This window comes from Enterococcus faecalis (assembly GCF_029024925.1).
In the GTDB taxonomy this organism is placed as follows: domain Bacteria; phylum Bacillota; class Bacilli; order Lactobacillales; family Enterococcaceae; genus Enterococcus; species Enterococcus faecalis.
Map to the genome: position 1 here is coordinate 46,938 of NZ_CP118962.1, position 23,430 is coordinate 70,367.

Annotated in this window: 21 protein-coding genes and 1 other annotated feature; of the genes, 19 read left to right on the plus strand and 2 right to left on the minus strand. The window is 39.8% G+C overall.

Annotated features, from left to right (window positions below):
- Window positions 1–3 precede the first annotated feature (3 nt).
- Window positions 4–1,257, minus strand: coding sequence for a glutamate-5-semialdehyde dehydrogenase (locus PYW42_RS00185; protein WP_002385467.1), 1,254 nt, complete (start codon window positions 1,255–1,257; stop codon window positions 4–6).
- Entirely contained in the window at window positions 1,244–2,059 is an 816-nt protein-coding gene (gene proB / locus PYW42_RS00190; RefSeq protein ID WP_002389550.1) for a glutamate 5-kinase, read from the minus strand. The genes PYW42_RS00185 and proB overlap by 14 nt, the downstream gene beginning before the upstream one ends.
- A gap of 319 nt (window positions 2,060–2,378) precedes the next feature.
- Between proB and PYW42_RS00195 the strand changes: the two genes are divergently transcribed.
- From PYW42_RS00195 to PYW42_RS00285, 19 genes are all read left to right on the plus strand, one after another.
- Complete coding sequence (locus PYW42_RS00195) at window positions 2,379–2,864, plus strand: dCTP deaminase/dUTPase family protein (RefSeq protein ID WP_002359232.1); 486 nt, start codon at window positions 2,379–2,381, stop codon at window positions 2,862–2,864.
- 78 nt (window positions 2,865–2,942) lie between these two features.
- Complete coding sequence (gene radA, locus PYW42_RS00200) at window positions 2,943–4,313, plus strand: DNA repair protein RadA (RefSeq protein WP_010816075.1); 1,371 nt, start codon at window positions 2,943–2,945, stop codon at window positions 4,311–4,313.
- Window positions 4,314–4,416: 103 nt separating this feature from the next.
- On the plus strand, window positions 4,417–5,562 hold the full coding sequence (locus PYW42_RS00205) for a PIN/TRAM domain-containing protein (RefSeq protein ID WP_002368622.1): 1,146 nt from the start codon (window positions 4,417–4,419) through the stop codon (window positions 5,560–5,562).
- Window positions 5,563–5,580: 18 nt separating this feature from the next.
- A complete protein-coding gene (gene ispF / locus PYW42_RS00210; RefSeq protein WP_002356052.1) occupies window positions 5,581–6,054 on the plus strand; it encodes a 2-C-methyl-D-erythritol 2,4-cyclodiphosphate synthase in 474 nt (157 codons plus the stop codon).
- Window positions 6,055–6,106: 52 nt separating this feature from the next.
- Window positions 6,107–7,564 (plus strand): glutamate--tRNA ligase, encoded by a 1,458-nt coding sequence (gene gltX / locus PYW42_RS00215; RefSeq protein ID WP_002389540.1) that lies wholly within the window; start codon window positions 6,107–6,109, stop codon window positions 7,562–7,564.
- Window positions 7,563–7,769 (plus strand) — a binding site (T-box leader). Its footprint overlaps the gene before it by 2 nt.
- 64 nt (window positions 7,770–7,833) lie before the next feature.
- Window positions 7,834–8,373, plus strand: coding sequence for a serine O-acetyltransferase EpsC (epsC, locus tag PYW42_RS00220; protein ID WP_002389718.1), 540 nt, complete (start codon window positions 7,834–7,836; stop codon window positions 8,371–8,373).
- On the plus strand, window positions 8,366–9,778 hold the full coding sequence (cysS, locus tag PYW42_RS00225; RefSeq protein ID WP_002367571.1) for a cysteine--tRNA ligase: 1,413 nt from the start codon (window positions 8,366–8,368) through the stop codon (window positions 9,776–9,778). Before epsC ends, cysS begins: the two co-directional genes overlap by 8 nt.
- A complete protein-coding gene (locus PYW42_RS00230) occupies window positions 9,775–10,173 on the plus strand; it encodes a Mini-ribonuclease 3 (RefSeq protein ID WP_002356056.1) in 399 nt (132 codons plus the stop codon). Before cysS ends, PYW42_RS00230 begins: the two co-directional genes overlap by 4 nt.
- Window positions 10,163–11,020, plus strand: coding sequence for a 23S rRNA (guanosine(2251)-2'-O)-methyltransferase RlmB (gene rlmB / locus PYW42_RS00235; RefSeq protein WP_002356057.1), 858 nt, complete (start codon window positions 10,163–10,165; stop codon window positions 11,018–11,020). The genes PYW42_RS00230 and rlmB overlap by 11 nt, the downstream gene beginning before the upstream one ends.
- A gap of 14 nt (window positions 11,021–11,034) precedes the next feature.
- Complete coding sequence (locus tag PYW42_RS00240; protein WP_002356058.1) at window positions 11,035–11,565, plus strand: NYN domain-containing protein; 531 nt, start codon at window positions 11,035–11,037, stop codon at window positions 11,563–11,565.
- Between the two features lie 85 nt (window positions 11,566–11,650).
- On the plus strand, window positions 11,651–12,217 hold the full coding sequence (locus PYW42_RS00245) for a sigma-70 family RNA polymerase sigma factor (RefSeq protein ID WP_002356059.1): 567 nt from the start codon (window positions 11,651–11,653) through the stop codon (window positions 12,215–12,217).
- A 57-nt stretch (window positions 12,218–12,274) separates the two neighbouring features.
- Window positions 12,275–12,577, plus strand: coding sequence for a Veg family protein (locus PYW42_RS00250; RefSeq protein ID WP_002383497.1), 303 nt, complete (start codon window positions 12,275–12,277; stop codon window positions 12,575–12,577).
- Window positions 12,578–12,757: 180 nt separating this feature from the next.
- Window positions 12,758–13,609 carry a 4-(cytidine 5'-diphospho)-2-C-methyl-D-erythritol kinase gene (gene ispE / locus PYW42_RS00255; RefSeq protein WP_002356061.1) on the plus strand — a complete coding sequence of 284 codons (852 nt, stop codon included), beginning with the start codon at window positions 12,758–12,760 and terminating at the stop codon, window positions 13,607–13,609.
- 165 nt (window positions 13,610–13,774) lie between these two features.
- Window positions 13,775–14,728, plus strand: coding sequence for a metal ABC transporter substrate-binding protein (locus tag PYW42_RS00260; protein WP_002367576.1), 954 nt, complete (start codon window positions 13,775–13,777; stop codon window positions 14,726–14,728).
- Between the two features lie 25 nt (window positions 14,729–14,753).
- The gene (locus PYW42_RS00265) at window positions 14,754–15,446 is read left to right on the plus strand and encodes a metal ABC transporter ATP-binding protein (RefSeq protein ID WP_002356064.1); all 693 of its coding nucleotides are present in this window, start codon (window positions 14,754–14,756) and stop codon (window positions 15,444–15,446) included.
- Window positions 15,447–15,607: 161 nt separating this feature from the next.
- A complete protein-coding gene (locus PYW42_RS00270; RefSeq protein ID WP_002383493.1) occupies window positions 15,608–16,447 on the plus strand; it encodes a metal ABC transporter permease in 840 nt (279 codons plus the stop codon).
- Window positions 16,448–16,590: 143 nt separating this feature from the next.
- The gene (purR, locus tag PYW42_RS00275; RefSeq protein WP_002381336.1) at window positions 16,591–17,412 is read left to right on the plus strand and encodes a pur operon repressor; all 822 of its coding nucleotides are present in this window, start codon (window positions 16,591–16,593) and stop codon (window positions 17,410–17,412) included.
- Between the two features lie 210 nt (window positions 17,413–17,622).
- Window positions 17,623–18,999: a bifunctional UDP-N-acetylglucosamine diphosphorylase/glucosamine-1-phosphate N-acetyltransferase GlmU gene (gene glmU, locus PYW42_RS00280; RefSeq protein ID WP_002381338.1), complete on the plus strand. Its 1,377-nt coding sequence runs from the start codon at window positions 17,623–17,625 to the stop codon at window positions 18,997–18,999.
- A 442-nt stretch (window positions 19,000–19,441) separates the two neighbouring features.
- Window positions 19,442–23,392 (plus strand): 5'-nucleotidase C-terminal domain-containing protein, encoded by a 3,951-nt coding sequence (locus PYW42_RS00285; protein WP_010816076.1) that lies wholly within the window; start codon window positions 19,442–19,444, stop codon window positions 23,390–23,392.
- Window positions 23,393–23,430 lie beyond the last annotated feature (38 nt).

A 23,430-nucleotide genomic window follows, 5' to 3' on the forward strand; every position in this document is an offset into this window, starting at 1 on the left:
TTTCTAAGAACGTGCTTGCCCATTTCCATAAATAACATATTTTGTCGAAGTAAGCTCTGCTAGACCCATAGGTCCACGGGCATGTAATTTTTGCGTACTAATGCCGATTTCGGCGCCAAATCCAAATTCAAAACCGTCCGTGAAACGAGTTGAAGCATTCGCATAAACAGCGGCTGCATCCACTTGTTGTAAAAATTGTTGTGTGGCAAAGTAATTATCACTAATAATACTTTCAGAATGTTTTGTATTGTAGCGATTAATATGCTGGATGGCTTCGTCTAAAGAATCAACGACTTTCACTGCTAAGATAAAGTCGAGAAATTCCGTTTCCCAATCTTGTTCAGTCGCTGGAATGGCTTCTTCAAAAATTGCTAACGCACGTTCATCTGCCCGAAGTTCCACGTGAAACTCCTTCAAGGCTTTTTCAATTGTTGGTAAAAAGGCTTCAGCCACCTCTTGATGAATTAATAACGTTTCGGCGGCGTTACAGACAGAAGGACGTTGACATTTAGCATTGACAATAATTTCAGTTGCCATTGTTAACTGGGCATCTTTGTCCACGTAAATATGACAATTGCCTGTGCCCGTTTCAATAACAGGAACAGTGGCCGTCGTCAAAACAGTTTTGATTAAGTTGGCGCCGCCACGCGGAATGAGGACATCCAAGTAGTCATTTAAGCGCATAAGTTGTTGGGCTGTTTCTCTAGAAGTATCATCAACAAATTGAATGAGATGGGGAGAAACGGCTTCTTGTATTAGCGCTTCTTGTAAAATTGTCACCAATATCTGATTGGAGTGAAACGCTTCTTTTCCGCCTCGAAGAATAACAGCATTTCCCGATTTGAAACAAAGGCTAGCGGCATCTGTTGTCACGTTCGGCCGCGATTCATAAATGATTCCAATAACACCTAAAGGCACGCGTTGTTGCCCAATTAACAGCCCCGCTTCATTGCGCCACATTTTATCTACTTCCCCAATTGGATCGGGTAAAGTAGCGACTTGGCGTATGCCCTCGGCCATCGCTGTGATCCGTTCTTCTGTTAAACGTAAGCGGTCTTGCATTGTTTCAGAAATTCCGTGGGTAGCGGCTTGCTCTAAATCTAATGCGTTTGCTTGTAAAATGCGGGGCGCATTGGCTTCAATGGCTGCGGCCATTTTGTTTAACAAAGTATTTTTTTGACGAGTATCCATCAAGCCTAGCGTATAAGAGGCTTCTTTAGCTTGTTGCCCTAGTTGCTTTAAATCAGTCACTTTCATGCCCTCCTTTAATAAATAACGTACCGATATCTTTTCCTTCTAAAATTTCAAAAATGATTTTTGGCTGCTTTCCGTTTGCTAAAATCATCGCCTGTTGATTAGCTAACACACGTTCAGCAGCTTTTAATTTACTAGACATCCCACCAGTGCCAAAGCGGCTTCCCTTACCACCGGCTAATTGGAACAAGTCTTCATTAATTTCATTGATTTCAGAAAATAACGTGGCTTCTTTGTTGACAGTAGGGTTGTCTGAAAAGAAACCATCAATATCTGATAACATAACTAACAAGTCAGCTTGAACAATTTGGCAGACAATGGCAGACAATTGATCGTTATCCCCGAACTTGGTTAAGTGATCCAATTCTTCAATTGCGACAGTATCATTTTCATTGACGATAGGAATAATATTCATTTTTAACAGTTGTTCAAAAGTATTGGTAACATTATTGCGACTTTCAGGATATTCAATAACATCACGAGTTAATAAAACTTGTGCCATTTGTTGGCTATAGGTTGAAAACCGCTGATTATAAATGTTCATTAATTCTGCTTGGCCGACTGCAGCGACTGCCTGTTGTTCGGGAATTGTCGTTGGGCGCACAGATAGATTTAATTTATTCAGTCCGACACCAATTGCGCCAGAAGAAACTAAAATAATTTCTTTGCCTTGGTTGCTTAAATCACTCAAAGTAAAGGCTAATTGATCAATTGCTTTTAAGTTAATATTGCCATTGGGATAAATCAGAGAACTGGTTCCGACTTTGATCACAATTCGTTTGGCCTGTTGGAGTTTGTTTCTCATAAGTGCCTCGTTTCTTTTTACAGTAAAATTTGACACTCATTATAACAAAATCAGCGGCTACTAGAAAGTGCTAAATAATGAATAGTAAAGAAAGTTTAATGAAAGTGTGAACTTTTTGAGGGAATCTTGGGACTTTTTGGGATTTGGTCTGTTTATTTTAAGAGAAGATGATAGACTAAAAGAAGGAAAATAAACAAAAATTCTCCTCTTTTTTGCGTAGTCTAGATTAACTGGGCTTTTAGAAATGAGAAACTTACTAAAAACAACCAGAGTATCAGAGATTATGGTAAAATAGGAGTAGTTTAGACAGTAGGGGAGAATGGATATGAAACAACGTGGTTTTGAGATTATTTCTAAGTATCAAGAAGAGGGCTTGAGTGTCCCACAACGAGCAACAAAAGGTGCCGCGGGGTATGATTTTCAAGCAGCCGAAACGGTCGTTGTACCAAGTCTTTGGAAGTTACAACAAGCTGGAGAAAATCCCAAACCAATTTTAGTTAAAACAGGAATTAAGGCGTATATGCCTGATTCTGAATATTTAGAATTGGTAAGTCGTTCTTCGAACCCGCTAAAACGATTCCTACTTTTAGCGAATGGTGTCGGAGTCATTGACAGTGATTATTATAATAACGAGAATAACGAAGGACATATCATGTTCCAATTTTTAAACTTTGGATATGAAGATGTTGTCATTGAAAAAGGTGAACGAATTGGCCAAGGGATTTTTAAGCCGTTTTTATTAGCGGATGATGACCAAGTCGAGGCAGAAAGAACGGGCGGTTTTGGTTCGTCTGGACAAAAATAAAGCCCATTTTTTCAGTAGGCAACGTTATTCAAACCATTTAATAAATGTTAAAATAAACAACAGATAAGGAGATTCTACATGGCAAAAAAAGCAAAAGTTCAATTTGAATGTCAAAGCTGTGGGTATGTGTCTCCAAAATATCTCGGCCGCTGTCCTAATTGTGGACAATGGAATTCGATGGTGGAAGAGGTTATTCAAGATACTTCTGATCGTCGTGCTAGAGTAAGTTTGACTGGTAAAAAGACACAACCACAACGGCTATCTGAAGTCGTACCTAAAAAAGAGCCGCGTGTAAAAACTGAATTAGTGGAGCTGAATCGGGTTTTAGGTGGTGGCGTTGTTCCAGGTTCGTTAGTTTTAATCGGTGGCGATCCCGGAATAGGTAAGTCAACATTGCTCTTACAAGTATCGCAACAATTAGCAGCCACAGGTGGCACGGTTTTATATGTTTCTGGTGAAGAAAGTGCTGAGCAAATTAAATTACGAGCGGAGCGTCTAGGCACCGTCAACGAGACATTTTACTTATACGCAGAAACAGATATGCACGAAATATCACGAGCCATTGAAAAATTAGAACCAGACTATGTCATTATTGACTCGATTCAAACAATGACGCAGCCAGATGTTACCAGCGTTGCTGGTAGTGTCAGTCAAGTCCGAGAAACAACTGCCGAATTATTGAAACTGGCAAAAACGAATGGGATTGCCATTTTTATTGTCGGACACGTAACGAAGGAAGGGTCTATCGCAGGGCCACGGATGTTGGAACATATGGTAGACACGGTTCTTTATTTTGAAGGAGATAAGCATCACACCTTTAGAATCTTACGGGCTGTCAAAAATCGGTTTGGCTCAACGAATGAGATTGGTATTTTTGAAATGCAGACACATGGATTGGTTGAAGTTATGAATCCTTCTCAGGTCTTTTTAGAAGAACGTTTAGAAGGAGCCACCGGATCTTCGATTGTGGTAGCAATGGAAGGTTCACGCCCCATTTTGGTGGAAATCCAAGCGTTAGTTACCCCAACGATGTTTGGCAATGCCAAGCGAACGACCACCGGGTTGGACTTTAATCGCGTTTCTTTAATCATGGCGGTTTTAGAAAAACGGGCAGGCCTTTTATTACAAAACCAGGATGCGTATCTAAAAGCGGCTGGTGGAGTCAAAATTAATGAACCAGCTATTGATTTAGCGTTAGCAATCAGTATTACTTCTAGCTATAAAGAAAAAGGAACCTCATCTTCAGAATGTTTCATTGGTGAGATTGGTTTAACTGGTGAAATCCGCCGCGTGAATAGTATTGAACAACGAGTGCGTGAAGCGCAAAAACTAGGCTTTACAAAAGTCTATGTCCCTAAAAATAACCTTGGTGGCTGGGAAGCGCCTGAAGGGATTGAAATTATTGGCGTTTCAACAATTGGTGAAACGTTAAGAAAAGTTTTTAAATAATGAAAAAAGTAGAAATAATCCGTTTAGGTTGTTAGTGGCGTATGATTTTTGTACGCCCCACAACACTAGATGTCTTTATTAAATAAACGAGGAGGATGGCTATATGCAAAAACGAATCATCACGTTGCTGATGATCATTGCTGGTGCAAGTTTAGGAATTTCTCTTTTCCCAATGGCTTGGGAAATGGCTAAGCAAGGCAATAACAGTTGGTTAAACAATAACTTTACGAACGGATTAATCGGTGCAATTATTTTCTTTATTTTATCTTTAGGGTTAGCAAAGTATATTGTTTCCGCTGTCAAAAAAATCGAAGCAGCTTTAAATGAAATGAGTTTAACCTATTTATTATTTGGAAGTATTGGTGCCATCATTGGTTTAACAATTGGTGTCATTATTTCCATTCCAATGTACAACTTACAAATTCCTGTCGTGAATAGTTTACTGCCAATTCTAGTTATGATTATTCTGGGTTACTTAGGTTTCCGAATGGGAACAACACGGATTGAGGAGTGGAAAAAAGTTTTTACACCTCGCCAAAAGAAAGCAAATACGGAAGACACCGAAGGACAAATGTTGGAACGTAAAGTGGAAGACAACTTCCATAAATACAAAATTTTAGACACCAGTGTCATCATTGATGGCAGAATCTACGATATCGCGAAAACGGGCTTTTTAGAAGGTGTTTTGCTCATCCCTAACTTTGTTTTATATGAATTACAATACATTGCTGATTCTGGAGACAGTTTAAAACGGGTGAGAGGTCGTCGTGGCTTAGATATTTTAAATGCTTTACAAAAAGAAGAAGGTATCTCCGTTGAGATGTATGACGGAGATTTCGAGGATATCTCTGAAGTAGACAGTAAATTAATCAAATTAGCAAAATTATTAGATGGCGTGGTTGTGACCAATGACTACAACTTAAATAAAGTCTCTGAATTTCAAAATGTGCCTGTTTTAAACATTAATGCTTTAGCTAATGCTGTGAAACCAGTGGTGATTCCAGGTGAAACGATGAATGTGATGGTTGTAAAAGCCGGAACAGAGCGTCAACAAGGGGTCGCTTACTTAGATGATGGCACAATGGTTGTGGTAGAAGATGGCCAGCATTACATGAATGAGCAAATCGAAGTGGTCGTCACAAGTGCTTTACAAACCGCAGCTGGGCGTATGATTTTTGCCAAACCGGCGCACGCGGGTCGCGGGATTAATGATCGCAAGGATAACCATCCTAAAAACGATAAAAATTAAGCAAAGTGAGGACTTAGTATGATTCGAATCGGTCAAGGTTTTGATGTTCATCAATTAGTTCCGCAACGACCTTTAATTATTGGTGGGGTTACTCTTCCTTATGAAAAAGGTCTGTTAGGTCACTCAGATGCCGATGTTTTAACACATGCAATTATTGATGCAATCCTTGGTGCCGCTGGTCTGGGTGATATTGGGCAACTGTTTCCCGAAACCGATCCACAGTTCAAAAATGCGAATTCTGTAAACTTATTAAAAAAAGTAAATGAAAAAGTTGGGCGGTCGGGCTTTACTATTGGCAATATTGATTGTACAATTTTAGCGGAAGAGCCAAAGATGAGCCCATACTTGGCAGAGATGAAAAAGAATCTAGCCGCGAGTTGCCACTTAGCGGTCACACAAGTGAACATTAAGGCAACGACCATGGAAGCGATGGGCTTTGTTGGTAAAAAAGAAGGAATCGGCGCAATTGCCGTTGCTTTATTGGAAAAATAACTGAAAACGACGTTAAACCGTCTGTTTTTAAAAAATGGAAAGAGGAATGAACATGACGAAAGTTCGTGTGCGTTACGCACCAAGTCCAACTGGACACTTGCACATTGGGAATGCAAGAACAGCATTATTTAACTACTTATTTGCCCGCCACAATGACGGAGAATTTATCATTCGTATCGAGGATACCGACCAAAAACGGAACATCGAAGACGGCGAGAAAAGTCAGTTGGAAAACTTAGCATGGTTAGGGATGGAATGGGATGAATCACCTGCTCATCCGGGAGAATATGGTCCATATCGTCAATCAGAACGTAAAGAAATTTACCAACCATTGATTGATCAATTATTAAGTAGCAATCGTGCGTATAAGTGTTATTGTACGCCAGAAGAATTAGAAGCAGAACGTGAAGCACAACAAGCTCGTGGGGAAATGCCTCACTACGCAGGCACTTGTGCGAATTTAACACCTTCTGAACAAGCAGCCAAAGAAGCGGCTGGTCTAGAACCAGTGATTCGTTTCCGTGTGCCACGTAATACAGAATACAAATTTGATGACATCGTGAAAGGTGAAATTACTTTTGAGTCAGATAACATTGGTGGCGATTTTGTCATCCAAAAACGCGATGGGATGCCAACGTATAACTTTGCCGTTGCAGTAGATGATCACTTAATGAAAATTTCTCACGTTTTACGTGGCGATGATCACATTGCGAACACACCAAAACAATTAATGATTTACGAAGCGTTTGAATGGACACCACCTGTCTTTGGCCATATGACCTTAATCATTAATTCAGAAACTGGCAAAAAATTGAGCAAACGTGATGAAACAATTTTACAATTTATTGAACAATACCGTGAATTAGGTTACTTACCAGAAGCCATGTTCAACTTTATTGCTTTACTAGGATGGTCTCCTGTTGGCGAAGAAGAAATCTTCTCACAAGAAGACTTGATTAAATTGTTTGATGAACAACGCTTAAGCAAGTCACCAGCGGCCTTTGATGCGAAAAAATTAGAATGGATTAACAATCAATACATGAAACAAATGGACTTAAGTGAACTAACAGATATGTGTCTTCCTTATTTAGTCGCTGACGGTCGTGTTGAAGAAAATCCATCTCCTGAAAAAATCGAATGGTTAAAACAATTAGTTAGCTTGTATCAACCACAAATGAGTTATGCAGCTGAAATTGTGGAACTATCAAACTTGTTCTTTAATGAACATCCAGTTTTAGATGATGCTGCGAAAGAATTCTTGCAAGGAGAAACAGTGCCAACTGTGTTACATGCGTTTAAAGAACAATTAGAAGCCTTGGACGTTTTCGATGTACCAAGTATTAAAGCAGCGATTAAAGCCGTCCAAAAAGAAACTGGCGTTAAAGGCAAAAACTTGTTTATGCCAATTCGAATTGCTGTTTCTGGACAAATGCATGGCCCTGAATTAGGCGAAACCATCGAATTATTAGGCAAAGAAAAAGCATTAGATCATTTAAATAAAGTGTTATAAAAACACAAAGAATAGAAGAAGTAGACAATCAGATGGATTTCAGAGACGCTGTGGGTGGTGAGAACAGCGAGCATCTTTTGTCGAAATGCATCTATGAGTGGCTTTGGTGAAAAAAGTAACCGAAGACGTCGGCAGGCGTTAACTGTATCGAGGCAAGAGCTAGTTCTTGTGAAGAAAAGTGGAACCACGCATGGGCGTCTTTTAAGCAACGTTTTTTTGTTGCTTAAAAGACGTTTTTTATTTTTGTATAATAGAAAGGAGTTCACCATATGAGTTGGTTGAAACGTAGCGTCGCAGCTGTTAAAAGAAACGATCCTGCAGCGCGGACGACACTAGAAGTTCTTTTAACGTATCCTGGCTTGCACGCCCTGTTTTGGCATCGCTTGTCTCATTTCTTATATAGGCATCAGTTGTTTTTGTTGGCGAAGATTCATGCACAATTTTGGCGTTTCATAACGGGCGTAGAAATTCATCCCGGAGCCACAATTGGAGAGGGAGTTTTTATCGATCACGGCATGGGCATTGTGATTGGGGAAACCGCGGAAATAGAAGAAGATGTTGTTTTGTTTCACGGAGTGACGTTAGGTGGGACCGGTCGTGATACGGGTAAACGCCATCCAACAGTGAAAAAAGGAGCGATGATTTCGGCACGAGCTCAAATTTTAGGGCCAGTTGTGATTGGTGAACGTTCAAAAATTGGGGCGGGTGCTGTTGTTATTTCAGACATCCCAGCAGATGCCACAGCTGTGGGTGTTCCTGCGAAAGTCGTTCGTCTAAATGGAAGAAAGGTGGAAAAAGGGCATGATTAAAATTTATAATACATTGACCAGAGAAAAAGAAGTATTTACGCCAATTGAGGCGCATAAAGTTCGGATGTATGTCTGCGGACCAACCGTGTATAACTATATCCATATCGGTAATGCGCGCAGTGCGATCGCCTTTGATACGATTCGTCGTTATTTTGAATATCGTGGGTATGAAGTGAATTATGTCTCGAACTTTACAGATGTCGATGATAAAATTATCAAGGCAGCTAAAGAATTGAAAATTACTGCGCCGGAAGTGGCGGAGCGTTTTATCAAAGCCTTTGAAGAAGATACGCAAGCATTGAATGTCCAACCAGCAACGTTACATCCTCGGGTGATGGACCACATGCCTGATATCTTAGCTTTTATCGACGTTTTAATTGAAAAAGGTTTTGCTTATGAGGTCGCAGGTGATGTGTATTATCGCACCCGTAAATTCCCTAATTATGGTAAATTAAGCCATCAATCGATTGATGAATTAGAAGTGGGGGCAAGTCAACGAACTGGCGTTGAACAACAATTAAAAGAAGACCCATTGGATTTTGCTCTTTGGAAAAGTGCCAAAGAAGATGAAATTTCTTGGGATTCTCCTTGGGGGAAAGGACGTCCCGGCTGGCATATTGAATGCTCTGTCATGGCGACAAAACACTTGGGAGAGACGATTGATATTCATGGCGGTGGACAAGATTTAGAATTTCCACATCATGAGAATGAAATTGCACAGAGCGAAGCCAAAACAGGTCATACCTTTGCCAATTACTGGATGCATAACGGCTATGTCACAATTGGTGAAGACGATGAAAAAATGAGCAAATCCCTAGGTAACTTCATTACTGTTCATGAAATGATTCAAAAAGTGGATCCGCAAATTTTACGTTTCTTTATGTCCACCACCCAGTACCGTCGCCCGATTCGTTATAGCGAAAGCACTCTAAAAGAGGCAGCAGCCAATTATCAAAAATTGAAAAATGCGTTTGAAAATTTACGTTTTAGACAAGCAGATGCGGTCGCAAGTTTGCCAGAGGATGAACACTATTTGGCTCAATTAAACGAATTAGAACAACGTTTTATTACGGAAATGGACGATGATTTCAATGCAGCTAACGGGATTACGGTCGTTTATGAATTAGCGAAGATGATGAATCAGTACAGTGAACAAGCGACAGTTTCTGAACCAATTCTAGTGGCGATGGATAAGCTTTTCAGTGGCTGGTTAGCTATTTTTGGTTTATTCTTTAAAAACGAAGAATTAGTGGATGCACAAGTCGATGCGTTAATTGAAGAACGGAACCAAGCACGGAAAGACCGTGATTTTGCCCGAAGTGATGAAATCCGCGATTTATTAAAAGAACAAGGCATTGTTTTAGAAGATACTCCGCAAGGAACGAGATGGAGAAGAAGTGAATGAGAGATTACAAACAATTAAACGGTTTAGCTTTGGCCTATGTTGGCGATGCGATTTATGAAATTTACATTCGTGATTATTTAGTTTCCTTAGGACAAACGAAACCGAATGTTTTGCATCGCATGGCGACACACTACGTGTCAGCAAAAGCCCAAGCAAGCTTAATGCAAGCGATGTTAGCGGGAGAAATGCTAACGGAGGAAGAAGAAGTGATGTACAAACGCGGTCGGAATGCTAAAAGTCACACCTTTGCCAAAAATGCTGATGTGACGACCTATCGGGTAGCGACCGGTTTCGAATCCTTGATGGGTTATTTACATTTAACACAACAAAAAGAACGTTTAGAAGAATTAATTAACTGGTGTATCAAGAAAGTAGGTGAAACCAATGAAAAATGAAAAATCTCGTCCTTTTAAAAAAGGTAAGAAACGTCCAGAACGTTCAGATAAGCGTTCAAAAGAACGGAACCCACGACCAGCGACAGCAGGTGCTGATGGAACCTCAGAAGAGCTAGCAGATAACTTTGTCTTTGGTTTCCATGCCACTGTTGAGGCGTTGCAGCAAGGACGCGGGAATAAATTGTTTTTACAAGAAGATGCTCGTGGCGAGAAAATTGAGCAATTAAAACAAGCAGCGAAAGAACAGGCTGTTCCAGTCAAATGGGTGCCTAAAGCAAAATTAGATACGATGAGTGATCACGGCGTGCATCAAGGCATGGTTTTAGCAATCACAGCGTATCAATATTTAACTTTAGAAGAATTATTGGAACAAACAAAAGAAAAGACAGAAACACCATTTTTCCTAATTTTAGACAGTCTAGAGGACCCACATAACTTTGGCTCAATTTTGCGAACAGCTGATGCGACAGGCGTGGACGGTATTATCATTCCGAAACATCGTGCAGTGGGAATTACACCAACCGTAACCAAAGCGTCAACAGGGGCCGTGGAACATATTCCAGTGGCTCGTGTAACGAATCTAGCGCAAAGTATTGCAACGCTAAAAGAGAATCAATTTTGGATTTTTGGTACAGATATGTCTGGGACGGATTATCGTCGCTGGAATACACAAGGCGCAATTGCCTTAATCATCGGAAATGAAGGTCGTGGCATGAGTCAAGGTCTTCATAAAGAAGTGGATGAATTATTAACGATTCCAATGACTGGACACGTTCAAAGCTTAAACGCTGGTGTGGCTGCAGGCTTGCTAATGTATGAAGTCTATCGTGGCCGCAACCCATTATAGAAGAAGGCGATTGTATGAAAAAACAATTGTTAATCGTTGATGGCTATAATATGATTGGTGCTTGGCCAGAATTGGTCCAGTTGAAAAAGCAAGAGCGTTTAGAGGATGCGCGTGAACTGCTTCTTAGTCGTCTGTCCAATTATGCCAAATATGAAGGGTTGGAAATCATTGTGGTCTTTGATGCCCAATTAGTCCCAGGTATTCAGCAAACGTACAAAAAGTACCTTTTGACCGTGGTTTTCACCAAAGAAGATGAAACAGCAGATAGTTATATTGAACGTCTAGCTGGTGAAAAAAATGATCGTTTAACGCAAGTAACAGTCGCAACGAGTGATTTGGCTGAACAATGGGTGGTCTTTTCACAAGGTGCATTGCGGACTTCGGCCAATGAACTTTACAAAGCTGTCCAGAAAACAGAAAAGACGATTGCCATTCATGCAACAGATATCCATTTCCAGCAATTTCGTCGAAATTCTCCATGGAACGTGGAGCAGTTATCAAAACTTTCTGAGAAGCTAGAAGAATTGTCTCAAAAAAAAGATTAAACAAATGTTCGCTTAAGTCATAAATTTCTAACATGCTATGCTCTCCTAAATCATTCGATACGTTTATCGAAAAGGAGGGCTTTTTATGTTAGAACAGATTCAACAAGCATTAGCAGGAGACCAAGAACAATTTCAAGCCTTATATGGGCAATATCAGCCAGTGATTTATAAGTGCATGAAAAAATACTATTTAAAAGATTATGATACTGAAGACTGGCTTCAAGAAGGACGAATTGTCTTCTTTCGGACGTTAGAACGATTTGATTCAGAAAAACAAGCATCATTAGGAAAGTTTTTTAAACGAAATTTTGAAAATCACGTACATAGCTTAATTCGCCATCAATGCGCCTATAAGCGGCGAACAGATACCTTGTCTATTTCTCTGGAACAACGATTAGAAAGCGCTGGTGAAGAGTTAGTGGACTATTTAGGGACAGCGGCTACCGACCCATTAGGTCAATTAATGATTCAAGAAAAATTGGCAGCTTTTCCGACACGTCTTTCCTCGTTGGAACAACAAATTTTAAACGCATACTTAAAAGGCTACACGTTAGAAGAAATCGCTAAAGTGCGTGGGGGAACTTTTTCAGCTGTCCGAAGTGCCTATGATCGTGCCAAAGCAAAAATGAAATATACATTAGAAAATGAATAAAAATTCGACAAAACAGCCGGTTTGTCGAGCAAAAGTAGTTGCAAACAGACTTCTAGTATGATAAACTTGAAATTTTTTAAAAAAAGTGATATAATGTTTCTCGAGGTGAATGCAATGCCAACAACGTTATCGTCAATTAAGAAAGATTTGGAAGGCCGTATCGGCAGTGAAATTATGTTAGTTGCTCAGACTGGAAGAAAGCGCCAAACAGAACGTAAAGGAATCTTAACGGAGACTTATCCATCTGTTTTTGTTGTTGACTTGGATCCAGACGAGAACTCATTTGAACGTGTATCTTATAGCTATTCAGATGTTTTAACACGCACCGTTGAAATCGAATTCATCGGTCAAGCCGTATAATTTAGAAAGTCCGCTTAGGAGTGAAGGAAGAGCCCTTCGTTCCTAAGCTCTTTTTAATTTCAGCCATCTGTCGTCAGAGAAAGAGCAATCTTCGGTGTACTTCTTCATGGACATATGATAGAATCTAAAAGATTAAAATGTTGGTAGACAAAAGATTAAGGAAGGTGAATCAGGGAACCGATGGAAATAATCGAACGAGCTCCTGCGAAAATTAATCTTGGGTTAGATGTTCTGCATAAACGTGTGGATGGCTATCATGAAGTTGAATCTATTTTTGCAAGTGTAGATTTAGCCGATCATTTAACTTTTGAAAATCTAGAAGAAGACATCATTCGTATTGAAACGGACAGCTCTTTTTTACCCGTGGATCGACGGAATCATGTCTATCAAGCAGTTGACTTATTAAAGCGTACCTATAATATTCATAAAGGAATTAAAATATATATTGAAAAACGTATCCCCGTGGCAGCTGGTTTAGCAGGGGGTAGCAGTGACTGTGCCGCAGCATTACGAGGCTTGAACAAGCTGTGGAATCTGGGGTTGACGATGGACGAACTCTGTGAAATTGGCAGCCAAATTGGTATGGATGTTCCTTATTGTTTAAGGGGCGGAACAGCCTTTGCAAACGGACGTGGGGAGAAAATTGAAGCATTACCGACCATGCCTCAATGTTGGATTGTGTTAGTTAAACCAAGAATTAGTGTATCCACTAGTACCGTTTTTAATGATTTAGCGGTAGATGAATTGCACCATCCAGATATTGCTGGACTAAGAATAGCTATTGAAAATGGTGATTATACTGGGATGACCCAAACGGTCGGCAATGCGTTGGAAAGTGTCACGATTGCCAGACATCCGATCGTGCAACAAATCAAGGATCGCATGCTGAAGTACGGCGCTGATGCAGCGTTGATGAGCGGCAGTGGACCGACAGTCTTTGCTTTATGTGAAAAGAAAACACGAGCACAACGGATTTATAATGGACTTAAAGGCTTTTGCGAAGAAGTTTATTTGGTTCGGACATTGAAATAAATAAAAACAACAGAGCGTGGAGCAAAAACCCAAAGTGATTTTTGTCCCACGCTCTGTTGTTTTTTAAATTTATTCCTTGACGTCCCGTGATCCATTTGGTACATTATTCCTGGCAAATCGTAAATATTACGGTTTATAATAGGTAAATCGAAAAGAGGACAGAACATGACGAAAATCTACCGCCGTTTGATAATCGGCGTTACTTTAGCAATCAGTGCTTTTCTTTTAGCTAGCTGTGGGCAAACCACACAATCGCCAAAAGAGAAGAAAGAGCTCACGGTAATGACTACTTTTTATCCGATGTACGACTTCGCAAAACAAGTCGTTGGTGATGAGGGAGAGGTTGAGCTGTTGATTCCAGCTGGAACGGAACCACACGATTATGAACCAAGCGCAAAAGACTTAGCGAAAATTACTGATGCGGATGTCTTTGTTTATAATAGTAAAGAGCTAGAAACTTGGGTTCCGAATGTTATTGAAAACTTGGACACGAAAAAAGTTTCAATCGTGGAAGCCAGTCAATCCATTCAATTGATGCAAGGAACAGAAGAGGAAGAATCTGGCGAAGAAGGTCATGAAGGCCATAACCATTCCCACGAACTGGATCCGCATGTCTGGTTAGATCCCGTGTTAGCGCAAAAAGAAGTAACAGCGATTCGGGATGCGCTTATCAAAAAATATCCTGAGAAAAAAGCCGTATTTGAAAAAAATACCGCTGCTTATTTGGAAAAATTGACTGCGCTAGATAAGGAATACCAAGCTGCATTTGCAGGCGCTAAAAATCGGACCTTTGTGACGCAACATGCTGCATTTGGCTATTTGGCGAAACAATATGGTTTGACCCAAGAACCGATTGCTGGGATTTCTCCAGACCAAGAACCTTCGCCAAGTCGTTTAGCCGAATTAAAAAAATATATTAAAACAAACAATGTTTCTGTGATCTATTTTGAAGCATCGGCTTCTACAAAAGTAGCCAAAACATTGGCAGATGAGACAGGCGTCGAATTAGCCGTATTGAATCCTTTAGAGAGTTTAACTCAAAAAGAACAAGAAGCAGGCGAGAACTATGTGTCTGTCATGAAAGAAAACCTCGCCGCTTTACAAAAAAGCATTCATTAATCTGGCAACAGAAAGGAGCCAACTTATGCATTATATTGAAGTCGAAAATTTAACCTTCTATTATGATGATGAACCTGTTTTAGAAGATGTTTCTTATTATGTTGATCCAGGGGAATTCGTTATTTTAACAGGAGAAAATGGCGCTGCCAAGTCAACGCTGATCAAAAGTACCTTAGGGTTATTAAAACCAACAAGTGGCAAAATTACGGTCGCTAAAAAAAATAGTGCTGGTGAAAAAATCAGCATTGGCTACATTCCACAACAAGTCGCTTCTTTCAATGCGGGCTTTCCTAGCACCGTCATTGAATTAGTACGTTCAGGTCGTTTTCCCAGAAATCGTTGGTTCAAACCGTTGACGAAAAAAGATCATCTTCATGTGGAAAAAGCTTTGAAATCAGTGGACATGTGGGAAATGCGCCACAAACGAATTGGCGAGCTTTCTGGCGGGCAAAAGCAACGAATTAGTTTAGCACGAGTGTTTGCGACTGATCCAGATTTGTTTATTTTAGATGAGCCAACAACAGGTATGGATGAACAATCGCGAAACGAATTTTATCAATTGTTGCAACACAGTGCGCATGAACATGGAAAAGCTATTTTGATGATTACGCATGATCATGAAGATATCAAAACCTATGTGGATCGTCAAATTCGTCTTGTCCGCAAAGAAGATTCGAAATGGCGTTGCTTCCATATGAGTGAAGAATCGTATACGTAAATTTTCCAATAAAACGTTATCTGGCTCGATAATAACGAAAGCCAAGGAACGGCTTAAAGAAATGTTGGAAAAATTTAAAAAATAAGCAGGAATTAAAAAATTAATTCGCTTAAACGTCGCTACAATGGTAGTGTTCATTTTAGCGGTAAGGAGTGAATCGTATGGCAGAAATGCTTTCTTATGCATTTATGCAAAAGGCCTTTTTAGCAGCACTGTTTATCTCAGTGATTGCCCCAATGCTCGGCGTCTTTCTAGTTATTCGCCGACAATCTTTAATGGCAGATACCCTTTCACATGTGTCATTAGCCGGTGTGGCTCTAGGCTTCTTTTTTAATTGGAATCCTAATTTAATGACCTTAATTGTCGTGATTGTGGCTGCAATCATTCTAGAATATTTACGAATGATTTATAGCACCTATTCAGAAATTTCGATTGCTATTTTAATGTCAGGCGGTTTGGCTTTGGCGTTAGTTTTGATGAATTTAACAGGAGGCAATTCAGCTGCTAGTATTCAATCGTATTTATTTGGTTCCATCGTCACGATTACGTGGGATCAAGTGGTTATGTTGGCAATTTTATTCGTAGTTTTAGTTCTATTGTTTATGTTATTTAAACGTCCAATGTATGTTTTAACATTTGATGAAGATACTGCTCATGTTGATGGGCTACCTATTCATTGGATGTCGATGCTTTTTAATGTAATTACTGGTGTGGCGATTGCTGTGATGATTCCGATCGCGGGAGCCTTGTTAATTTCAGCAATTATGGTGTTACCAGCTGCGATAGGTATGCGAATTGGTAAAGGCTTCAACACGGTGATCATCATCAGTGTGTTTATGGGCTTGATTGGCATGCTAACAGGGTTGACTAGCTCGTATTATTTGGAAACACCACCGAGTGCAAGCATTACCCTAATTTTTATTGGTTTATTCTTATTAGTCAATATTTATCGCCGAGTGGTTGTTATGGTCCAACGAAAACAAAAAATGCAAAGAAACTAAGGAGAAAAACGAAAGTTTTTCTCCTTTATTTCTTTTTTTTAAAAGAAATGGCGAACTATTTTCAGTTATTTGAAAAAAATCCTCGAATTTTTCGGTTAAACCCCTTATAATAAGGAACGATAGAATGAAAAGGAGTGACGAATTTGAAAATTCGGAGAAGTGAACGATTAATCGATATGACCCAATATCTTTTAGATCATCCCCATACATTGGTTTCTTTGACATATTTTGCTGACCGATACCAATCTGCCAAGTCTTCCATTAGTGAAGATTTAGCAATTGTTAAAAAAACATTTAAAGAACGTGGAACAGGTATTTTAGAAACGATTCCAGGCGCTGCAGGCGGTGTCCGCTTTATCCCTGAAATTCCTTATGAGGAAGCGGAGCAGTTGATTATGGATTTGTGTGATCGTTTGTCAGAACAAGATCGCTTATTACCTGGGGGTTATGTTTATCTTTCAGATTTACTTGGGGAACCGAATTTATTAAGACAAGTGGGCCGGATTATTGCTTCTAAATATTTAGGCAAACAAATTGATGCGGTAATGACCGTTGCGACTAAAGGAGTGCCAATTGCGCAAGCTGTGTCTTATTACTTAAATGTTCCGTTTGTGATTGTTCGTCGCGATTCTAAGATTACTGAAGGTTCAACGGTGAGCGTGAACTATGTATCAGGGTCTTCAGAACGTATCGAAAAAATGGAACTTTCAAAACGCAGCTTAAAACGCGGATCAAAAGTTTTAGTCGTGGATGACTTCATGAAAGGCGGCGGCACCGTCAATGGTATGAAGAGTATGATTGAAGAATTTGAAGCAGAACTTGTGGGCATTACCGTTTTTGCTGAGTCAAAATTCAATGGCCGTCGTGCAATCGATGACTACACTTCGCTATTATATGTGGAAGATGTGGATACACAAACAAAAACGATTAGCGTAGTCCCAGGAAACTATTTCACAGAGAAATAATTTGAAAAAGAACCTGAAAATGGTCCATTCCATTTTCAGGTTCTTTTTTTCTGTTTTATTCCTTTAAAAAAAGATGAGAAAATAAATTGGTCTACCTTTTAAATGCCTTATTTTGTTGAAAAAGACAAAAGAGTAAGATAAACTAGAAAAGGTATAATGAGGACGATTTAGAAGAAAATCAAACAATTTAGTTAATTTGAGGTGGCAAACGTGGAAAATAGATACGCAATTATTTTAGCAGCTGGTAAAGGAACACGCATGAAATCTAAACTTTATAAAGTATTGCATCCAGTTGCTGGTAAACCAATGGTCGAACATATTTTAGATCAAGTAGAACAAACAGAACCAACAGAAATCGTGACGATCGTTGGACACGGGGCGGAAATGATTAAAAGCCATTTAGGCGAACGTAGTCAATATGCCTTACAAGCTGAACAATTGGGAACTGGGCATGCAGTCATGCAAGCACAAGAGTTATTAGGTGGTAAACAAGGAACAACATTAGTTATTACAGGGGATACGCCGTTATTAACTGCGGAAACCTTGAAAAACTTATTCGATTACCATCAAGGTAAGAATGCAAGTGCGACTATTTTAACAGCGCATGCGGAAGACCCAACAGGCTATGGTCGAATTATTCGTGACCATGTGGGCATTGTTGAACGAATCGTGGAACAAAAAGATGCCAGTGAAGAAGAAGCACGTGTTCAAGAAATTAATACAGGAACCTTCTGTTTTGATAATGAATCATTGTTTGAAGCGTTAGCGAAAACAGATACAAACAACACACAAGGGGAATACTATTTAACAGATATCATTGAAATTTTGAAAAAAGAAGGCAAAGCTGTCGCTGCTTACCAAATGGCAGACTTTGACGAAGCAATGGGTGTAAATGATCGTGTTGCTTTATCCACTGCTAATAAAATTATGCATCGTCGTTTAAATGAGATGCATATGCGAAATGGTGTTACATTTATTGATCCAGATACAACATATATTGATGAAGGCGTGGTAATTGGGTCAGACACAGTCATTGAAGCGGGAGTCACTATCAAAGGAAAAACAGTGATTGGCGAAGATTGCTTGATTGGCGCACATTCAGAAATCGTTGATAGTCATATCGGCAATCAAGTGGTTGTTAAACAGTCTGTGATTGAAGAAAGTGTGGTTCGCGAGGGGGCCGATGTGGGTCCGTATGCACATTTACGTCCTAAAGCAGATGTGGGGGCAAACGTACACATTGGTAACTTCGTGGAAGTAAAAAATGCAACAATCGATGAAGGAACAAAAGTGGGCCATTTAACATACGTTGGTGATGCAACATTAGGCAAAGATATTAATGTCGGTTGCGGCGTTGTTTTTGTTAATTATGATGGCAAAAATAAACACCAAACAGTCGTGGGTGATCACGCGTTTATTGGCTCTGCAACGAACATTGTTGCGCCAGTCACGATTGGTGATCATGCGGTGACTGCTGCTGGTTCAACCATCACAGAAGATGTCCCTTCAGAAGATTTGGCGATTGCCCGGGCACGTCAAGTGAATAAAGAAGGCTATGCTAAAAAGTTACCTTATATGAAGGATTAACCTCAAATAAAAAAGAACGCTCTTTTGCTTAAGCAAAAGAGCGTTCTTTTTCCTCCTTCTTAAAGACTAGACCAATTGCTGCTAATATTTGTTTAGAGGTATTCAAGGACTAGACCAATGCTGTTTATTCGGTATTTTTAGTTATTTTTTTCAAAAAAATAGTTTTTGTTCCGCTTTTCCAATATAAAAAGACTTTCTTTTTTATAAAGTTCGTGTTTTGGTCAAAATTACTATTTTTTCACAAACAAACCCGCTATATTGTCCAAAAATAAAAACAATTTACAGGAAAAACATCTTATTTTAACGGAATTTACTGTTTTTTATTTAACGGATATATTATGATAGGAAAAGAAGAGCAGCGTGATGGGGGAAGGCTCTTTTTGTTGTTTGTTACTTTGACAATTGTTTGTTGCAAATGGGTTGAAACACAAGGAGGAAATTTGTGAAAAAGTTGAGCTTTAAAAAAGTGAAGTGGGGCATGCATTTTTTAATGGCTGTTGCGTTGATAGCGCCAAGCGTTACTAGTACGGCATATGCAGTAGAAACAACGAGTCAACAAAGTTCAGAAGCAGTAACAAGTACCACCGATTCAAGTAGAAAACAAGAACCAATCATCACACAGGAAACAACAGACATCAAGCAAGAAGCACCAAATCAGGCTACGAGTGACAGTGTCAAGCAGTCACAAGAAACCACAGCACCAACAGAGACGACGAATTTAGAAACGTCAACCGCTGAAAAAGAAGAAACGAGCACGCCGCAAAAAATAACAATTTTAGGTACGTCAGATGTTCATGGTCAATTATGGAATTGGTCTTATGAAGATGATAAAGAACTACCAGTTGGTTTGTCCCAAGTAAGTACAGTCGTCAACCAAGTCCGGGCACAAAACCCAGCAGGCACCGTTTTAATTGATAATGGCGACAATATTCAAGGCACTATTTTAACAGATGACTTGTATAATAAAGCGCCTTTAGTGAATGAAAAGACCCATCCAATGATTACCGCCATGAATGTGATGAAGTATGATGCAATGGTTTTGGGAAATCATGAGTTTAATTTTGGTTTACCGTTAATCCAAAAAATTCAAAAAGAAGCCACTTTTCCAATCTTGTCTGCGAATACCTACAATAAGGATGGTAGTCGTTTTGTTGAAGGGACTACCACGAAGGAACTTGATCTTAATCAAGATGGGCAGCCAGATTTAAAAGTTGGGATTATCGGCTTAACAATCCCGCACATTCCTTTGTGGGATGGCCCTCGTGTTACTTCGCTTAATTTTTTACCTTTGAAAGAAGAAGCAGAAAAAGCAGTTACTGAGTTGAAAACTAACGATCAGGCTGATATTATTGTTGCTTCGATTCATGCGGGACAACAAAATAGTGATCTGGCTGCCAGTGCCGACCAAGTAATTGAAAATGTCGCGGGGATTGATGCGTATATTCTAGGTCATGACCACCTTTCTTTTACCAAGCAAGGAGCAGCGCCGAATGGAAAAACTGTACCGGTAGGGGGACCGAAAGATACGGGGACAGAAGTTGTCAAAATTGATCTTTCAGTTGCTAAAAATGCCGATAAGTGGGAAGTGCAAGAAGGTACAGCAACGATTGTACCAACAACGAATGTTCCAGCAGATGAAGCAGTTAAGGCAGCGACAAAAGAATACCATGAAAAAACGCGAGCGTTTATTCAGGAGGAGATCGGCACAGCAACAGCTGATTTTTTACCAAAACAAGAAATTAAAGGAATTCCCGAAGCACAATTACAACCAACAGCGATGATTTCTTTAATTAATAACGTTCAAAAAGAAGTAACAGGTGCACAATTAAGTGCGGCAGCGTTGTTTAAATACGACAGTAAATTACCTGCGGGGAAGATTTCCTATGCCACGATTTTTGATATCTACAAATACCCGAATACCTTAGTGAGTGTTCCCATTAACGGTGAAAACTTACTGAAGTATTTAGAAAAACAAGGGGCGTACTATAACCAAACGCAGCCAGATGATTTGACCGTTAGTTTTAATCCAAACATTCGTGTATATAACTATGACATGATTTCTGGAGTGGACTACAAGATTGACATTTCAAAACCAGTGGGTGAACGAATTGTAGATGCGAAAATTGACGGCCAACCGTTGGATCCTGCCAAAGAATATACGATTGCTATGAATAATTATCGTTACGGCGGTTTAGCTAGCCAAGGGATTCAAGTAGGGGAACCTATTAAAAATTCTGATCCAGAAACCTTACGAGGAATGATTGTTGATTATATTAAGAAAAAAGGAACGCTTGATCCAGAACAAGAAATCGAACGAAATTGGTCAATTATTGGGACAAATTTTGATGAAAAATGGCGTGCCAAAGCAATCGAATTAGTGAATGACGGCACTCTTCAAATTCCGACTTCTCCTGATGGACGTACACCAAACGCCGCCGCTATTACGAAACAAGATGTCCGTAATGCGGGCTTTGATTTAGATAATGCATATACCATTATGCACACAAATGACGTTCATGGCCGACTAGAAGCAGGGAAAGGCGAATTAGGTATGGCGCGTCTAAAAACCTTTAAAGACCAAGAAAACCCAACCTTGATGGTGGATGCAGGGGATGTTTTCCAAGGATTACCAATCTCCAATTTCTCCAAAGGCGCGGATATGGCCAAAGCAATGAATGAAGTTGGTTATGATGCCATGGCGGTGGGAAATCACGAGTTTGATTTTGGTTTAGAGATTGCACTAGGTTATAAAGACCAACTGAATTTTCCGATTTTATCTAGTAATACGTATTACAAAGATGGCAGTGGACGGGTTTTTGATCCGTATACAATCGTAGAAAAAGCCGGGAAAAAGTTTGCCATTGTAGGTGTGACGACCCCAGAAACAGCAACGAAAACACACCCGAAAAACGTGGAGAAGGTGACATTTAAAGACCCGATTCCAGAAGTAGAAGCAGTGATTAATGAAATTAAAGAGAAGTACGCGGATATTCAAGCTTTCGTAGTTACTGGGCATTTAGGCGTAGATGAAACGACGCCGCATATCTGGCGTGGTGATACGCTAGCAGAAACCCTTAGTCAAACATATCCTGAGTTAGATATTAATGTGATTGATGGACATTCGCATACAGCCGTCGAAAGCGGCAAACGTTATGACAAAGTGATCTATGCTCAAACAGGTAATTATTTAAATAATGTTGGGATCGTCACAGCACCAGAGAGTGAACCAACTAAGAAAACAGCAAAATTGATTTCAGCAGCAGAGTTGCTAGAATTGCCAGAAAACCCGGCAGTTAAAGCCATCGTTGATGAAGCACGAACGAATTTTAACGCTGAAAATGAAAAAGTAATTGTCGATTATATTCCATTCACATTGGATGGACAACGGGAAAATGTGCGCACACGAGAGACCAACTTAGGGAATTTGATTGGTGATGCGATTATGTCATATGGCCAAGACGCGTTTAGTCAACCTGCTGATTTTGCAGTAACTAATGGTGGCGGCATTCGCGCTGATATTAAACAAGGGCCAATTAAAGTTGGGGATGTCATTGCTGTGTTACCTTTTGGCAATAGCATTGCGCAAATTCAAGTAACCGGCGCTCAAGTTAAAGAAATGTTTGAAATGTCTGTTCGTTCGATTCCACAAAAAGATGAGAATGGCACAATTTTACTAGATGATGCTGGCCAACCAAAACTTGGCGCAAATGGTGGTTTCCTACATGTTTCAAGCTCCATTCGTATCCACTATGATTCCACAAAACCAGGTACTCGCTTGGCTAGTGACGAAGGCAATGAAACAGGACAAACGATTGTCGGTAGTCGCGTATTAGGAATAGAAATTAAAAATCGGCAAACACAAAAGTTTGAACCATTGGATGAGAAGAAACAATACCGGATGGCTACCAATGATTTCTTAGCTGCTGGTGGTGATGGTTACGATATGCTAGGTGGTGAACGAGAAGAAGGGATTTCACTAGATGCTGTCTTAATTGAATACTTGAAAAGTGCAACCAGCTTGCGGTTGTATCGTGCAGCAACGACGATTGATTTAGCACAATATAAAGAACCATTCCCAGGCGAACGAATTGTTTCTATTTCGGAAGAAGCTTACAAAGAGTTAATCGGTGGAGGAGAGACGCCAAAACCAGATCCAAAACCAGATCCAAAACCAGACCCGAAACCAACACCAGAAACACCAGTAGCAACCAATAAACAAAACCAAGCGGGAGCAAGACAGAGCAATCCATCCGTAACAGAGAAGAAAAAGTATGGCGGCTTTTTACCTAAAACGGGTACAGAAACAGAAACGCTTGCATTATATGGTTTACTGTTCGTTGGACTTTCTTCTTCTGGCTGGTATATTTATAAACGACGTAACAAAGCTAGTTAGTCATTTTTTAAGAACCGTCCTTCGGGATTGGTTCTTTT

Bases quoted from the DNA above. Each gene is read 5' to 3' on its own strand.
- radA (WP_010816075.1), top strand. From the start codon at position 2,943: ATGGCAAAAAAAGCAAAAGTTCAATTTGAATGTCAAAGCTGTGGGTAT.
- PYW42_RS00230 (WP_002356056.1), top strand. From the start codon at position 9,775: ATGAGAGATTACAAACAATTAAACGGTTTAGCTTTGGCCTATGTTGGC.
- PYW42_RS00245 (WP_002356059.1), top strand. From the start codon at position 11,651: ATGTTAGAACAGATTCAACAAGCATTAGCAGGAGACCAAGAACAATTT.
- ispE (WP_002356061.1), top strand. From the start codon at position 12,758: ATGGAAATAATCGAACGAGCTCCTGCGAAAATTAATCTTGGGTTAGAT.
- ispF (WP_002356052.1), top strand. From the start codon at position 5,581: ATGATTCGAATCGGTCAAGGTTTTGATGTTCATCAATTAGTTCCGCAA.
- PYW42_RS00205 (WP_002368622.1), top strand. From the start codon at position 4,417: ATGCAAAAACGAATCATCACGTTGCTGATGATCATTGCTGGTGCAAGT.
- PYW42_RS00265 (WP_002356064.1), top strand. From the start codon at position 14,754: ATGCATTATATTGAAGTCGAAAATTTAACCTTCTATTATGATGATGAA.
- PYW42_RS00185 (WP_002385467.1), bottom strand. From the start codon at position 1,257: ATGAAAGTGACTGATTTAAAGCAACTAGGGCAACAAGCTAAAGAAGCC.
- rlmB (WP_002356057.1), top strand. From the start codon at position 10,163: ATGAAAAATGAAAAATCTCGTCCTTTTAAAAAAGGTAAGAAACGTCCA.
- PYW42_RS00250 (WP_002383497.1), top strand. From the start codon at position 12,275: ATGATAAACTTGAAATTTTTTAAAAAAAGTGATATAATGTTTCTCGAG.
- proB (WP_002389550.1), bottom strand. From the start codon at position 2,059: ATGAGAAACAAACTCCAACAGGCCAAACGAATTGTGATCAAAGTCGGA.
- cysS (WP_002367571.1), top strand. From the start codon at position 8,366: ATGATTAAAATTTATAATACATTGACCAGAGAAAAAGAAGTATTTACG.
- PYW42_RS00240 (WP_002356058.1), top strand. From the start codon at position 11,035: ATGAAAAAACAATTGTTAATCGTTGATGGCTATAATATGATTGGTGCT.
- PYW42_RS00195 (WP_002359232.1), top strand. From the start codon at position 2,379: ATGGATATGAAACAACGTGGTTTTGAGATTATTTCTAAGTATCAAGAA.
- epsC (WP_002389718.1), top strand. From the start codon at position 7,834: ATGAGTTGGTTGAAACGTAGCGTCGCAGCTGTTAAAAGAAACGATCCT.
- PYW42_RS00270 (WP_002383493.1), top strand. From the start codon at position 15,608: ATGGCAGAAATGCTTTCTTATGCATTTATGCAAAAGGCCTTTTTAGCA.
- gltX (WP_002389540.1), top strand. From the start codon at position 6,107: ATGACGAAAGTTCGTGTGCGTTACGCACCAAGTCCAACTGGACACTTG.
- PYW42_RS00260 (WP_002367576.1), top strand. From the start codon at position 13,775: ATGACGAAAATCTACCGCCGTTTGATAATCGGCGTTACTTTAGCAATC.